This window comes from Rhodanobacter sp. DHG33, assembly GCF_014843005.1.
Lineage (GTDB): Bacteria > Pseudomonadota > Gammaproteobacteria > Xanthomonadales > Rhodanobacteraceae > Rhodanobacter_A.
The window spans coordinates 1-14208 of the sequence record NZ_JACYXM010000008.1 but is presented as its reverse complement, the minus strand read 5'-3'; the positions used below and the strand labels follow the sequence as shown (position 1 = coordinate 14208).

16 protein-coding genes are annotated in these 14208 nt (G+C 66.0%); 3 read left to right on the top strand and 13 right to left on the bottom strand.

The window, feature by feature from the left end:
• Position 1 precedes the first annotated feature (1 nt).
• Positions 2-625 (top strand): bifunctional phosphoribosyl-AMP cyclohydrolase/phosphoribosyl-ATP diphosphatase HisIE, encoded by a 624-nt coding sequence (gene hisIE / locus IHE46_RS14795; RefSeq protein WP_192165543.1) that lies wholly within the window; start codon positions 2-4, stop codon positions 623-625.
• A gap of 184 nt (positions 626-809) precedes the next feature.
• Here the strand turns inward: hisIE and IHE46_RS14790 are convergent, their stop codons facing one another.
• From IHE46_RS14790 to IHE46_RS14775, 4 genes are all read right to left on the bottom strand, one after another.
• Complete coding sequence (locus IHE46_RS14790) at positions 810-1826, bottom strand: C13 family peptidase (RefSeq protein ID WP_192165438.1); 1017 nt, start codon at positions 1824-1826, stop codon at positions 810-812.
• Positions 1827-1838: 12 nt separating this feature from the next.
• The gene (gene mtnC / locus IHE46_RS14785; protein WP_192165437.1) at positions 1839-2525 is read right to left on the bottom strand and encodes an acireductone synthase; all 687 of its coding nucleotides are present in this window, start codon (positions 2523-2525) and stop codon (positions 1839-1841) included.
• A 77-nt stretch (positions 2526-2602) separates the two neighbouring features.
• Positions 2603-3157: an acireductone dioxygenase gene (locus IHE46_RS14780; RefSeq protein ID WP_192165436.1), complete on the bottom strand. Its 555-nt coding sequence runs from the start codon at positions 3155-3157 to the stop codon at positions 2603-2605.
• Positions 3154-3801 carry a methylthioribulose 1-phosphate dehydratase gene (locus IHE46_RS14775; RefSeq protein ID WP_192165435.1) on the bottom strand — a complete coding sequence of 216 codons (648 nt, stop codon included), beginning with the start codon at positions 3799-3801 and terminating at the stop codon, positions 3154-3156. The genes IHE46_RS14780 and IHE46_RS14775 overlap by 4 nt, the downstream gene beginning before the upstream one ends.
• A gap of 176 nt (positions 3802-3977) precedes the next feature.
• Between IHE46_RS14775 and IHE46_RS14770 the strand changes: the two genes are divergently transcribed.
• Positions 3978-4310 carry a high-potential iron-sulfur protein gene (locus tag IHE46_RS14770; protein WP_192165434.1) on the top strand — a complete coding sequence of 111 codons (333 nt, stop codon included), beginning with the start codon at positions 3978-3980 and terminating at the stop codon, positions 4308-4310.
• A gap of 502 nt (positions 4311-4812) precedes the next feature.
• On the opposite strand, the gene IHE46_RS14765 is transcribed toward IHE46_RS14770, so the two are convergent.
• Positions 4813-6261 (bottom strand): amino acid permease, encoded by a 1449-nt coding sequence (locus tag IHE46_RS14765; RefSeq protein WP_192165433.1) that lies wholly within the window; start codon positions 6259-6261, stop codon positions 4813-4815.
• 69 nt (positions 6262-6330) lie between these two features.
• Positions 6331-7815 carry an amino acid permease gene (locus tag IHE46_RS14760; protein WP_192165432.1) on the bottom strand — a complete coding sequence of 495 codons (1485 nt, stop codon included), beginning with the start codon at positions 7813-7815 and terminating at the stop codon, positions 6331-6333.
• A 162-nt stretch (positions 7816-7977) separates the two neighbouring features.
• Here IHE46_RS14760 and IHE46_RS14755 point away from each other — a divergent pair, with 162 nt between their 5' ends.
• Positions 7978-8529: an NUDIX hydrolase gene (locus IHE46_RS14755; RefSeq protein ID WP_192165431.1), complete on the top strand. Its 552-nt coding sequence runs from the start codon at positions 7978-7980 to the stop codon at positions 8527-8529.
• A gap of 62 nt (positions 8530-8591) precedes the next feature.
• Here IHE46_RS14755 and IHE46_RS14750 read toward each other — a convergent pair whose 3' ends face one another.
• The 7 genes from IHE46_RS14750 to IHE46_RS14720 form a co-directional block, all read right to left on the bottom strand.
• Positions 8592-9113 (bottom strand): 3-hydroxyanthranilate 3,4-dioxygenase, encoded by a 522-nt coding sequence (locus IHE46_RS14750; RefSeq protein ID WP_192165430.1) that lies wholly within the window; start codon positions 9111-9113, stop codon positions 8592-8594.
• A 94-nt stretch (positions 9114-9207) separates the two neighbouring features.
• A complete protein-coding gene (locus IHE46_RS14745) occupies positions 9208-9774 on the bottom strand; it encodes a fasciclin domain-containing protein (RefSeq protein ID WP_225563101.1) in 567 nt (188 codons plus the stop codon).
• A 127-nt stretch (positions 9775-9901) separates the two neighbouring features.
• Positions 9902-10627, bottom strand: coding sequence for an anti-sigma factor (locus tag IHE46_RS14740; protein ID WP_192165428.1), 726 nt, complete (start codon positions 10625-10627; stop codon positions 9902-9904).
• 9 nt (positions 10628-10636) lie between these two features.
• Positions 10637-11194, bottom strand: a complete 558-nt coding sequence (locus IHE46_RS14735) for a sigma-70 family RNA polymerase sigma factor (protein ID WP_192165427.1) — start codon at positions 11192-11194, stop codon at positions 10637-10639.
• Positions 11195-11318: 124 nt separating this feature from the next.
• Positions 11319-13208 (bottom strand): DNA topoisomerase IV subunit B, encoded by a 1890-nt coding sequence (gene parE, locus IHE46_RS14730; RefSeq protein WP_192165426.1) that lies wholly within the window; start codon positions 13206-13208, stop codon positions 11319-11321.
• 216 nt (positions 13209-13424) lie between these two features.
• Positions 13425-13886: a glycine zipper 2TM domain-containing protein gene (locus tag IHE46_RS17185; protein ID WP_192165425.1), complete on the bottom strand. Its 462-nt coding sequence runs from the start codon at positions 13884-13886 to the stop codon at positions 13425-13427.
• A gap of 118 nt (positions 13887-14004) precedes the next feature.
• The coding region (locus IHE46_RS14720) for a cation:proton antiporter (protein ID WP_192165424.1) at positions 14005-14208 on the bottom strand (204 nt) is incomplete at its 5' end.

The following is a 14208-nucleotide window of genomic DNA, read 5'->3' as shown; positions in this document are numbered from 1 at the left end:
GATGACCGAGACCCACATCGATCCGGCGCGACTCGACTGGCCCAAGGGCGATGGCCTTTTGCCTGCCGTCGTGCAGCACTGGCTGAGCGGCGAGGTGCTGATGCTCGGCTATATGAATGCGGATGCCCTGGCGGAAACGCAACGCAGCGGCCACGTCACGTTCTGGAGCCGCAGCAAGCAGCGCCTGTGGACGAAGGGCGAAAGCTCCGGCCATGTGCTGGCATTGAAATCCATTCGCGTCGATTGCGACGCCGACACGCTGCTGGTGCAGGCGGAGCCGCACGGGCCGACTTGCCACAACGGAACGTCCAGCTGCTTCGGCAACGATGCGAGTCCGCCTCTGGGCTTTCTTGCCGAGCTCGACGCGCTGGTGGCGCGCCGCGATGCCGAGCGCCCGCAAGGCAGCTACACCACGAAACTGTTCGAAGGCGGCGTCCGCCGCATCGCCCAGAAAGTGGGCGAAGAGGGTGTGGAAAGCGCACTGGCTGCCGTGGCGCAAGGCGACGAGGAACTGCTTGGCGAGGCGGCTGATCTGCTGTTCCACCTTACGGTGCTGTTGCGTGCGCGCGGGCTGTCGCTGGCCGATGCCACGGATGTGCTGGTGCGGCGCCACGCCGCACGTTGAAGCACTGCCTTAGAGCCAGCCCGGCAGCGCGAGTAACAAAGCGGTTTCGGCCGCCTGCCGACACTCGAACGGCTTCTCTTTGCTGGCCTATGCCGCCGCAGGAGTGGTAGCGAACGGCGAAGCCGGCCCAAAGGCCGGAGGGCAGTAGGCTACGGCCTGGGCTGCGAGGATTTTGAGCAACCGCTCAGGGAGTCGCCGCCGTGGAAGCGGGTGCCGGCGGCGCCGCCATGAACCGCACGGAAGGGCCCGGCACGATGCCCTTGCGCCATGCATCCAGTTGGCCTTCGATGCCGTCACCCACATAGCTTTGCGGTTCCGACGGCGTGAGCTTGTCGCGCTGTTCCCACTGCGCGATCTCGGTCTTGGCTTGGCCGAAGGCATCCGCAAAGTTGTCGGTGCGGTTCAAGGCATCGACCAGGAAGGCGTGGCCGAAGTAGGTGAGGTCCGATTCGGTACCGCAGCCGAACGAGCTGCGGTCGGTGCGTGCGGAAGTGAGCACCAGGGTGCCCTTGGTGGCCAGCGGCGGAATGAAGCCGCCGGAATAGCAGGCGTTGACCACTACTACCTTCCACTTGAACGCGTGCTCCTTGAGGATGTCCGCGAGATCCTGGGCGCCGATCTGGTCCAGCGGCAGCGGATCCATGTCCACCAGCAACTCGTGGTCGTCGCTGCCGTGGGTGGTGACGTAGAGCATCAGGATGTCGTCGGGCTGCATCACCTTGGACAGGCCGTCCAGCGCGGTTTCGAGGTTGTTCCAGCCGGCGATGGGGTAGGTGGACAGCGAGGCGGGGTTGTTCTCGAGCACCAGGGTGTGGGTGCTGGCGCCGAAGCGTTCGCGGAATAGCTTGGCCGCATACTCGGCTTCGTTGCGGAACACGTCCTGGCTGCCATCGCCGGCGAAGGTGACCAGGTAGAGGTTGGGTTTGCCGGGCACGCGCGGGCCGAGCTTCGCGAGCTCGTCCTGCAGCATCTTCGGCTGGGCGTACTGCACCTGCTCGGGCGTGGGGCCCTGCTGCGGCCAGTTGTTGGCATCGCCCTCGTCGTCGCCATCGTCTGCAGCGGAGCTGGCCGAGGCGACGCTGCTCGTCGTGGCTATCATGGTGGTAGTGGTAGTGGACGGCGAAGAAGCATGGCCGGGCAGCCATAGCATCAGCAGGATGCCGGCGGCGAAGGCGAACAGTGCGGTGAGTGCGGTGCGCATGCAGCGGTTGGCTCAGATGGTGATGGCGTCGAAATCGGTATAGGCGGGATGGCGCGGCTCGGCGGGCATCGCCTGTGGCGGTCGCAGCAGCCAGCCGGTGTGGAAGCCGGCGGCTCGCGCGGCATCCAGTTCCTCGACGATGTCGGAGAGGAACAGCAGGTGCTGCGGCTGCTCTCCGATGGCCTCGGCGATTTTTTCGTAGGAAGCCTGCTCGCGCTTGGGCCCGGTTTCGGTATCGAAATAACCAGCGAAAAGCGGCGTGAGGTCGCCCGCTTCGCTGTAGCCGAAGAACAGTTTCTGCGCCGGCACGGAGCCGGAGGAATACACGTAGAGGCGCAAGCCTTCGGCGCGCCATGCGCGCAGCCGTGCCGCCACTTCGGGATAGACGTGGGCGCGGTAGTCGCCGGCTTCGTAGCCCTCCTGCCAGATCATGCCCTGCAGGGCTTTCAGCGCCGTGGATTTGCGGTCCTCGTCGATCCAGCGCAGCAGCAGCTCGATCACTTCCTGGCGGCTGGCCTCGATGTAGCCCGCTTCCTTCGCCGCTTCGTGCAGCCAATGCCGCACCTCGGGCCGGTCGGCGTGGGTTTCGACGAAGGCGGGCAGGCGCTTGCGCGCGTAGGGAAACAGCACGTCCTTGACGAAGCTGATCGAACTGGTGGTGCCTTCGATATCGGTGACGATGGCGCGGATTTCGGGCATGGCTGCTGCTTGGCGTGGTGAGCTGACAGTTTACCCGGCCTCGCGTGCCAAACCCTTCCCCTCGCAGGAAACGAGGCTCAGGCCGCGATGGGCTCCATGCGCGGGAACCCCTGCGCGATGTCGCTGCCGGTGAAGTTGGCGACCCAGCCGTCCTTGTTGGTGAACAGGCGGATCGCCACGAAGTAGGGCGCCTCGCTCATGTCGAACCAGTGGCGGGTGCCGTCGGGCACGCCGATCAGGTCGCCCTGTTCGCACAGCACGTCGTACACCTTGCCTTCGATGTGCAGGGTGAACTGGCCGGCGCCGGCGACGAAGAAACGCACCTCGTCCTCGCTGTGCGTGTGCTCGGAGAGGAATTTCTGGCGCAGCGTGGCACGGTCGGGGTGGTCGGGCTTGAGGCTGATCACATCCACCGATTGGTAGCCTTCCTCGCGCATCAGCCGGTCGATGTCGCTGCGATAGGCGGCGATCACCTCGTCCTGGCTGGCGCCGGGCGCGATGGGCTGGTTGGCCGCCCACTGCTCGAAGCGCACGCTGACCTTGCCCAGTTCGCGGGCGATGGCCGCGTGCTCGGCATGGACGGACAGCGGCGCGTCGGGGTGTTTTTCGTCGAAGATGCGCAGACGGCTCATGCGTTGAGTCTCCGTAGGTCGAGTTCGCAGCCCAACAGGAATTCCAGCGCCTCCAGATGGCGGCGTGCCTCGGCCATGTCGCGGCCCCAGGTGTAGATGCCGTGCCCGTCGATCAGGTAGGCCGCGAGCGGCTTGCCGGCATCCAGCCAGGCATCCACGCGCGTCACCAGTTCAGGCATGTGCTGGGTGTTGGGGAAGACGGGGATTTCCAGCACGCCTTCGTGGGTGGTGTGGCCGGCGATGGCCTTCTGCAGTTCCCAGCCCTGCAGCCGGATCACGCCGTCGCGCGCGAACAGCCGCGAGGCCACGCTCTGCGTGCGCGAATGGGTGTGCAGCACCGCGTTCGTCTCCGGAAAGCGGCGGTAGGCGTGGGTATGCAATTCGGTCTCCGCGCTGGGGCGGGCGTCGGTGCCTACGGCCTTGCCCTGCATGTCCACCAACATGATGTCGTCGCGGCCCAGCTTGCCCTTGTCGCGGCCGGAGATGGTGATCGCGGCATGCTGCGCATCGACGCGCATCGAGAAATTGCTGCTGGTGGCCGGCGTCCAGCCGGCCAGCGCCAGCTCGCGCGCGGCGTCGGCGATGGCGTCGGCGCGTGCGGCGAAAAGGTCGGCCGGGATCGAGTCGGGCAGGTGCTGGCTCATGCAAATGGACGTCCAAACGAGAGGGCGATGATACCACGCCGGGGTGAATGCCCTGCGACAACCTGCCGTCGCCAAATGCGAGCCATTCGCGCTGCGGGTGCGGTGGCGGGCGTAGCATGCGCGAATGGTTCCATCGCGGTGCGCGGTGGGCTTCTTTCCCATGACGGAGGTTTCCGATGTCGCATGACGAAAACAACGAATCGCGTCGCCGTTTCCTGAAGCTGGCTGCCGGCACCACGGCAGCTGCGGCTGTGCTGGGTGGCGCGCTCCCGCGTCTTGCGCGCGCTGCGGATCTGCCGCACGTGAGCGATGCCGACCAAACGGCCAAGGCGCTGGGCTACGTGGAAGACGCCAGCAAGACCACCGACCCGAAGCACAAGGCCGGCGACAGTTGCGCCAACTGCCAGTTCTACTCCGGCGGCGCGACGGGCTACGGTCCCTGTGCGTTGTTCCCGGGCAAGGCCGTCAGTGCGAAGGGTTGGTGCGTGTCGCATTCGCCCAAGGCTTGATCGCATACGAGACACCGCCGTCGATACGGCAAAGGCCGGCAAGGGTTGCCGGCCTTTTTGTTTGGAACGAGCGGCAAGGATGGGGGCTTGTCTGATTCCCGCGATCCAGAATGACTGCAAAGATTCCCTGTGATCGCAGTCGCGCGGACACGATCGCTGCGCGCGATGCGCGGCTGGAATCGGAGGAGGGGATGCTGCAGGAAAAGTGCTGCCCGGCACGTCAGGTTTGAGGAGCTACCCATCTGACGTGCCGGGCTGCGATCCGGGGCCCACTGCCAAGTGATCAACCCTCGGACTTGGGATCATACCCCTGGCCGAGGGCTATGGCTGTGGATAGTCGAGACTCTTTCGGAAATATTCCGTTAAGTCCTTCAAGGGAAAGGATTTGTTTTTGGATGTCGAGCCTGGGCCGGGTGCAGGCTCGATTCGGCGGCGACTTTCTCGTTATCTGCGTCTTATCCCGAAAATGGACGATTTTTCGGGATTTTGGCGACTTATTGGCTCAGCTGGCAGCCTGGGCGCGGCGCAGTTTACTGTGCCGGTAGCCGTAGCCGAAGTAGATCGCCAGGCCGATCACCGTCCAGGTGATCATCAGCATCCAGTTGAACCAGGACATGAAACCCAGCAGCGTCAGGCAGCTCAGCACGCCGGCAGGGCAGATCACCCACGCCCATGGCACGCGAAAACCGCGATGCAGTTCCGGCGCGGTGTAGCGCAGGATCAGCACGCCCGCGCACACCGCGACGAACGCGATCAGCGTGCCCATCGAAGTGAGGTCGGCCAGCAGGTCGAGCGGAAACACCGCGGCGAGGATCGCGATGCCGACGCCGGTGATTATCGTGTTGATGTGCGGTGTGCGGTGGCGTGGATGGATGCGTTCCAGCACCGGCGGCAACAGGCCGTCGCGCGCCATGATCATGAAGATGCGCGGCTGCGCGATGATCATCACCAGGATCACCGAGGAGAGGCCGATCAGGGCCCCTATCTCCACTACCCAGCGCAGCCATGCCAGTTGCGGGATGTTCTTGATGGCGGTGACCACCGGATCGGGCGTGTCCAACTGGGTGTATGAAATCAGGCCGGTCAGCACGGCCGCCATCGCCAGGTAGAGCACCGTGCAGATCACCAGCGACACCAGCGTGCCGAACGGCAGGTCGCGCTGCGGGTTCTTGCATTCCTGCGCAGCGGTGGAGGTGGCCTCGAAGCCGATATAGGCGAAGAACACCATCGCCGCGCCGCGCATGATGCCCGACCAGCCGTATTTGCCCGGCGCCACGTTGTCGGGGATGAAGGGGTGCCAGTTGGCCGGATTGATGTAGCGGTAGCCGGCCACCACCACGATGATGATGAGGCCCACCTTCAGCGCCACCATCAGCACGTTCAGGCCGGACGATTCCTTGATGCCGACGTAGCACAGCGCCGTCAGTGCCATCACGATGGCCACCGCAGGCAGATTCATCAAATGGCCGGTCGCCACGAGGTGGCCGTCCGTGAAGGCGAGCGGCGCGTCGGTAAGCGCCTTGGGCAAATGGATGCCGACCTCGCCGAGCAGGCTGACGAAATAGCCGGTCCAGCTGGCCGCGACGGCTGAAGCGGAGATGCCGTACTCCAGCACCATGTTCCAGCCGATGAACCAGGCCACCAGCTCGCCCAGCGTGGCGTAGGCGTAGGAATAGGAACTGCCCGAGATCGGTATCAGCGTGGCGAATTCGGCGTAGCACAGGGCGCTGAAGCCGCTGCAGATCGCCGCAAGGATGAAGGAAAGCAGCACCGCCGGACCGGCATGCTCGGCCGCTGCCTGCCCGGTGACCACGAAGATGCCGGTGCCGATGACGGCGCCGATGCCCAGCGCGGTGATCCCCCAGGGGCCGAGCGTGCGCCTCAGCGTGACGCCGTGTGCGCCGTCAGCGCCGGAAAAATCGATCTTGCGGGCGAGCAGTTGCTTGAACATGGGGCTTCCGGAAATGAGACCGGCACGACTGGGTCGTGCCGGTGGCGTGACGAACGATGTATGCGCGAGTCAGTCCGCTTCGACGCCGCGGGCCAGGTGGCTCTTGCGGTGGCCGTACAGGTAATACACCACCAGACCGATCGCTCCCCACACGAAGAACGTGATCTTGGCTTCGTTCGACAAATTGAGGAACAGCAGCAGGCAGCCGATCACCGCCAGCGGACACACCACCCAGGGCATCGGGGTGCGGAACGGGCGCGGGCGATCGGGCTGGGTGCGGCGCAGGATCAGCACGCCGATCGCCACCATGATGAAGGCGAACAGCGTGCCCGAGTTGGTGATGTCGGCGAGGATGCCCACCGGGAACAGGGCGCCGAACAGCGACACGAAGGTGCCGGTGATCAGGGTGATGATGTGCGGCGTGTGGAAGCGCGGGTGGATTTTCGCCAGCTTGCTGGGCAGCAGGCCGTCGCGCGACATGGTGAAGAAGATGCGGGTCTGGCCGTAGGTCATCGTCAGAATCACCGACGGCAGTGCGATGCCGGCGGCGAAGGCGATGAAGGCGGCGATGGTGTTGTGGTTGAGCAGGCGCACCACGTGGGCCAGCGCCTCCTTGCTGCACACCAGTGCCTGCGAACCGTCGCAGGCCGCGGCAAACGCCGGCGTCCCCGGCTCGAGAGCCATGCCGTTCGGCCCCAGCATGGGTTGCGCGCCCACCGAACCCACCGCGGCGTAACTCACCAGCAGGTAGTAGATAGTGCATACGCCCAGCGAGCCGATCAGGGCGATCGGGATGTTGCGGTTCGGGTTCTTGGTTTCCTCGGCCGCCGTGGAGATGGCGTCGAAGCCGATGTAGGCGAACACGATGGAAGCCGCCGCGCCCAGCACGCCGATGCCGCCCATCGGGCTGCCCCAGCCGTTGGGCACAAAGGGTGTGAAGTTCTGATCCTTCACCGCCGGTAGCGCGACGAAGATGAAGGCGGTGAGGGCGGCGATCTTGACCAGCACCAGCACAGTGTTGACCTTGGCCGACTTCGAAGTACCGATCACCAGCAGGCCGGTGATCGCCAGGCCGATCAGGCAGGCCAGCAGGTTGAAGCTGCCACCGTCCATCGGGCCAGCCTGCAGGAAGTGCGGCAAGCCGAACCCGGCATGCGCTAGCAGGCCGTTGACGTACCCGGCCCAGCCCACGCAGACCGTACTGGCGGCGATGGTGTATTCCAGCACCAGCGCCCAGCCCACGATCCAGGCGACACCCTCGCCGAGCACACCATACGTATAGGTATAGGCCGAGCCCGCCACCGGCACCATGGCGGCGAGCTCCGCATAGGCCAGCGCGGCGAACGCGCAGACCACCGCGGCGATCACGAACGCGATCATCATGCCGGGGCCGGCCTTCTGGCCCGCTTCGGCTGTGAGCACGAAGATGCCGGTGCCGATGATCGCGCCGATGCCCAGCATGGTGAGCTGGAAGGCGCCGAGCTGGCGGGTGAGGCTTTTCTTCTCCGCCGTGGCGATGATCTGATCGATCGGCTTGACGCGTTTGAACAGCATGTGTTGCTCCCCGGGAAACTACGGCGTCACGCTCGAACGGAAACGCGACGAAAAGGGGCGCGACGAGCCGACGGACGCCCAACCATAGCCGAGCGGTTGGAGGGGGACAAGACGCGATGCAGCTAGAATGCCGCTTTGTTTTTCGCGCCTCTGCCACAAGTCATGCCACTCCATTTTCCGCGGATTGCCGCCGCGCTCGACGACTATCTCGCGCGCCACCCCGAAGAAGGCGAAGCCGTCGCCGACTTCGAGGAGTTTCTTTCCTCGCACGCCGCCGTGTTCGAACGCGGCCATGCCGTCGGCCATTTCACCGGGTCGGCCTGGCTGATGAGCGCGGACGGCGAACGCGTGCTGCTCACCCATCACGCCAAGCTGCGGCGGTGGTTGCAGCTTGGCGGCCATGCCGATGGCGATGCCGATCTCGCCCGCGTGGCATTGCGCGAGGCAGAGGAGGAATCGGGCCTGGGCGGCCTGGCGGTGGAAACCAGCATCTTCGACATCGATCGCCACCGCATCCCGGCACGCGGCCACGAGCCGGAGCACTGGCACTACGACGTGCGCTACGTGGTGCGCGCCACCGGCAACGAGGCGTTCGCGATCAGCGCGGAGTCGCTTGCGCTGGCGTGGAAGCCGGTGCGCGAGATCGCTTTCGACGCGAAGACGGACGACTCGCTGCGGCGCATGGCCCGCAAGTGGCTGGACCGTCCGCTCTAGAAACGCATCCGTTGCCCGGCTTTCGCTTCGAGCGTCAGGGCCGCCTCGCGCGGGACGGGCTGCTACGCATAGCGTTCGGGCGCGGGATTGAGATGTCCGCACTCCTGGCAGGTGCGCGCCTCGCGTGAGCGGTAGAAGCGCTCGAACACCGGCGGGAAATCGCGCTCGATGCTGTCGAGGATGAAGTACTCCTCGTACAGCTTGTGATTGCAGCGCTCGCAGAACCACAGCAGGCCGTCCTTCTCGTGTGGTAGGCGTCGACGTTCGATCACCAGGCCGACGGACTCGGGCATGCGCTGCGGCGAATGCGGCACGCGTGGCGGCAGGTAGAAGATTTCGCCGGCACGGATCGGAATGTCGCGCGCCGTGCCCTCGTCCTGCACCTTCAGCACCATCTCGCCTTCGAGCTGGTAGAAAAACTCCGGGCCTTCGTCGTGGTGATAGTCGGTACGCGCGTTGGGACCGCCGACGATCATGATGATGAAGTCGCCGTCCACGATGCACTTGTTGCCCACCGGCGGCTTCAGCAGGTGGCGGTGCTCGTCTATCCAGTGCCTGAGGTCGAACGGGGGCGTCAGGGCCATGCGCGGCGATCCGTGGTAGGTACTCCTACCTTAGCGCTGCGGATACCGCGACGGAAACCGTCCCGGATTGGCGGGGCGGTTTCCGTTTCCGTGCTTACGGCATCAGCACCTTGTCGATCACGAAGATCACTCCGTTGGACTGCATCACGTCGCCGATGGTGATGTGGGCGGTATTGCCTTTGGCGTCGGTTACGGCCCACCCGCTGCTGTCCTTGCTGACGGTCAGGTCTTCGCCCTGCACGGTCTTCAGTTCGGCTTTGCCGCCACCGGCGGCGACCTTGGCGGCCAGGTCGCTTGCGGTCAGGCGGCCGGGTACCACGTGATAGGTGAGGATTCCTACCAGGGTGGCCTTGTTCGCCGGCTTGAGCAGGTTGTCGACGGTGCCGGCCGGCAGCGCGGCAAACGCTTCGTTGGTCGGCGCGAAAACGGTAAACGGCCCTGGGCCTTCCAGTGTGTCGACCAGGCCCGCGGCCTTCACCGCAGCAACCAGCGTGGTGTGATCCTTCGAGTTGACGGCGTTCTGGACGATGTTGCGCGACGGATACATCGCCGCGCCGCCGACCATCACGGTTTTATCCATGCTTTGGCCTTGCGGTGCGGCGATGGCGGCCGGAGCGGCGGCTACGGTGGCAAGTGCAAGCGCCAGTGCGGCTGACAGCATGCGGATACGATGGCTGAGAACTTTCATGGTGCGATCTCCCTCGTCTCGATGACATGGACTTCCGGAGCGGAAGCGTTGGGAGATACGTGGGCTGCGGCGAAATGGATGCAATCGCCGCGGAAAGGGTTCAAGCGCCGCTGATCGGGCCCTTCGCGACGACCGGGCCGGTGGGCTGGCCGGTGGGCGAGCCGCCGGCAGGCTCCACCGACACCGCGAGCAATGCCTTGGCGGTCAGGTTGGCCAGCTGATCGGGGCGCAGCTTCACCGTGGTGGGTTTGTCGCGCGCGATCACGCCCAGCGGCATCGGCTTGCCGCCGGGCGGGATCAACCACAGTTCGGGCGAGCGGTCGCCGGCGATCGCTGCCGGAGTGGCCGGCACCACCACCATCTGCGCGTGCTGGATGTCCATGGCGGCGGTCCATCCGGTGATGCCGTTGTCCTGCTGGATGCTGGAGACCATGTACTGCGCGCCGACGGTGATCGGTGCAGGGAGCGGCGTGCTGAACAGCATTACCAGACAGGCCGCAGCCAGCATGCTGGCGCCGATGCCGAGCCAGCGCCACAGGGGCAGGCTGTCCCACAGCCGGCGGCGTGCCGGTGCGGGAGCCGGGATGTCGGGGGCGAGACCGAGTCCGGACTGCAACCGCGCCCACACGTAATCGGCGGGCGCCACTGCCGGGATGTCCTCGCTCAGCGGCAGCAGGTGCCGTTGCCACAACGCAACGGCCGCGGCGGCCTGTGGGTTGTCGTGGATCTCCCGCTCCACCGCGGCACGCGCATCGGCATCCAGCACGCCGAGTACGTACTCGGCGTAACGCAGATCGTCGCGATCGTGGTCGGTAGGCGTATTCATCGCGCCGTCTTATGACTCCAGGCAGGTCCGCAGGCGGATCAGGCTGCGCCGGATCCAGCTTTTCATGGTGGCCAGCGGCACGCTGCAGTGTGCCGCCAATTCGTTATACGTGGCGCCGCTGAAAAAGGCTGCGCGCACGGCTGCCTTGTGCTGGGGCTCGAGTGCGTCGAGGCAGCGTTCGAGTCGTTGGCGCTCCTGGCTGAGTTCGGCATCCGTGGCGGGCGAGGGCTGCTCGTCGACGAGGTCCAACGCGATCGCCGGGTCCGGCAACGGCGCTTCGCGATGCTGGCGCAGGCGATCGATCGCCTTGTTGCGTCCCAGCGTGACCAACCAGGTGATGGCGCTGGCACGGGCCGGATCGAAGCTTCCCGCGCGGCGCCACACCGTGGTGTAGATCTCCTGCAACGTATCCTCCGCTTCGCCGCGGTCACGCAACATGCGCAGGCATACGCCAAACAGCCTGGATGAAGTGCGCCGGTACAGTTCGGCGAAGGCGCGTTGATCGCCATGGCCTGCAGCGACAAGGATGCGCGAGAGTTCCTCGCGCTCGGCCGGGCTGCTGCTCATGCGGCGATCGTTTCCAGCCCGCGCGTTGCGCGGGGCGGGATGCGGATGGCGAAGAGGGCCGGCATGCGCGACAGCATGCCGGCTGGACCGGTGGCCGGCAAGCGGCCGGGTGCACAGGTCGGGTTCAGACCTCCAGCGTGGCGAGGTCGCCTTTCTCTTCCAGCCACGCCTTGCGGTCGCTGGCGCGCTTCTTGGCTAGCAGCAGATCCATCAGCTTCGCGGTGCCGTCGTCGCCGTCCACGGTGAGCTGGACGAGGCGGCGGGTGTCGGGGTGGATGGTGGATTCGCGCAGCTGCGGCGGGTTCATCTCGCCCAAGCCCTTGAAGCGGGTGACGCTGACCGCGCCCTTCATCTTCTCGCGCTCGATCTTCTGCAGCATCGCCTGCTTTTCGTTCTCGTCGAGGCAGTAGAACACCTGCTTGCCCACGTCCACACGGAACAGCGGCGGCATCGCCACGAATACGTGGCCTTCGCTGACCAGGTGCGGGAAGTGCTTGAGGAACAGCGCGCTGAGCAGGGTGGCGATGTGCAGGCCGTCGGAGTCGGCGTCGGCGAGGATCACGACCTTGCCGTAGCGCAGGCCGGCAAGATCGTCCTTGCCGGGATCGCAGCCGATCGCCACGGCGAGGTTGTGCACTTCCTCGGAGGCCAGCACCGAGGTCGACTCCACTTCCCAGGTGTTGAGGATCTTGCCGCGCAGCGGCAGGATCGCCTGGAACTCCTTGTCGCGCGCCTGCTTGGCGCTGCCGCCGGCGGAGTCGCCTTCCACTAGGAACAGCTCGGTGCGCGAGAGGTCGGTGGAGGTGCAGTCGGCCAGCTTGCCGGGCAGGGCGGGGCCCTGCACGATCTTCTTGCGCACCACCTGCTTGGCGGCCTTGAGCCGCGCGCTGGCGCGCTCGATGGCGAGCTGGGCGATGCGTTCGCCGCTGTCCACGTTCTGGTTCAGCCACAGGCTGAAGGCGTCGTGCACCACGTTCTCGACCAGCGCGGCGGCGTTGCGCGAGGAGAGGCGCTCCTTGGTCTGGCCGGCGAACTGCGGATCGAGCAGCTTGGCGCTGAGCACGAAGGCCAGCCGCTCCCACACGTCCTCCGGCGCCAGCTTCACGCCGCGCGGCAGCAGGTTGCGGATGTCGCAGAACTCGCGGATGGCGTTGGTGAGGCCCGAACGCAGACCGTTGACATGGGTGCCGCCCTGCGCGGTGGGGATCAGGTTGACGTAGCTTTCCTGCACCAGCTCGCCTTCCGGCAACCAGGCCAGCGCCACGTCCATGCCCTCGGTGTCGCGCGCGATGTGGTGTACGAAGAGATCCGCCGGCAGCACTTCGCCGCCGTCGAGCTCGCCGCGCAGGTAGTCGCGCAGGCCGTCCTCGTAGAGCCATTCGCTGGTTTCGCCGCTGGCTTCGTCGGTGAGCTTCACCGAAAGGCCGGCGCACAGCACGGCCTTGGCGCGCAGCAGATGCTTGAGTTTCGACAGCGAGATCTTCGGCGAGTCGAAGTACTTCGGATCGGGCCAGAAGTGTACGGTGGTGCCGGTCTTCTTCTTCGGCACCGTGCCGATCACCTGCAGCTCGCTCACGCGGTCGCCGTGCTCGAACGCCATGCGGTATTCGTTGCCGTCGCGGCGGATGGTGACTTCCACGCGTTGCGACAGCGCATTCACCACCGACACGCCCACGCCGTGCAGGCCGCCGGAGAAGTTGTAGTTCTTGCCACTGAACTTGCCGCCCGCGTGCAGGCGGGTGAGGATCAGTTCCACGCCGGGGATGCCTTCTTCCGGATGGATGTCCACCGGCATGCCGCGGCCGTCGTCGGTGACTTCGACCGAACCGTCCGCGTGCAGCACCACCTCGATCGCTTTCGCATGGCCGGACAGCGCCTCGTCCACCGAGTTGTCGATCACTTCCTGCGCCATGTGGTTGGGGCGGGTGGTGTCGGTGTACATGCCCGGGCGGCGTTTGACCGGGTCCAGGCCGGAAAGGACTTCAATGTCGGCGGCGTTGTAGCGACTGCTCATGCGTGGGGTTTCTGGCGAGTGAAGACGGGCAGGATGCGGGCGCCGCAGGACGGGGTCAAGCGCTCGGATGCGCTTTGCCCGGCCACGTGGCGCAACCGCGATCCTCGGCCGGCGGCCGCGTGCGGCAACGGGCAGGGAGCTTGATCTGCGGTGCGGAAGGATCTCCGCCAAGCAAAACGCCCCTTGCGGGGCGCTTTGCTTCTCGCGGTCCGGTCGTTACTGGATCCGCTGGATGTTTCCGTTCGCGTCGACCTGCACCAGGTCGCCTGCGCGGATGGCGCTGGCATCCCTGACCTGCACGTTCTGGTAGCTGCCGTTGCCCATCCTGATCTGCACGATCCAGCTGGTACTGCTGCCGGCGTTGTTGCCGATGGCATTACCGGCGAAACCACCGCCCACGGCGCCGCCCACGGTGGCGAGCTTCCTGCCGTTGCCCTTGCCGACCTGGTTGCCGAGCACGCCGCCGGCGATGGCGCCGATGATCGCGCCGGCCGTGCCGTGGCCGCCGCCCTGGGTGATGTTCTGGTCCACGCGCTGCACGGTGCCGCATTGGTCGCAGCGCAGGTAGATGCCGTCGTTGCGCACCAGCACCCCGTTGCTCTGGGCGGCGGCGGTACCGCTGGCGGCGAAGCCGAGCACGGTGGCAAAGGAGAGGGCGAGCAGGGACTTGGCGTTCATCGGGGAGCTCCTGGGTGACGGGTACGGTATTAATGCGGTCGAACGCAAGTTTATGCTGTGACTACCCCCACGTTACGTGAACGAGGCTGCCGGCATCTGGTGGAAGCGCGCGCAGGTGTCATGGCGACGACTCATCCGCCTTGCCGGCGTCACCGACCGCAGGCGTATGCCGCAGCAGCCACGCCAGCACCGGCGGCGTCACCATCGCGGTCAGCAGGGACATCGCCACGATGATCGCGTAGACGCGGTTGTTGAACACGCCGGCGGCGAGGCCGAGGCTGGCGATCACCACGCCCACTTCGCCGCGCGGCACCATGCCGAA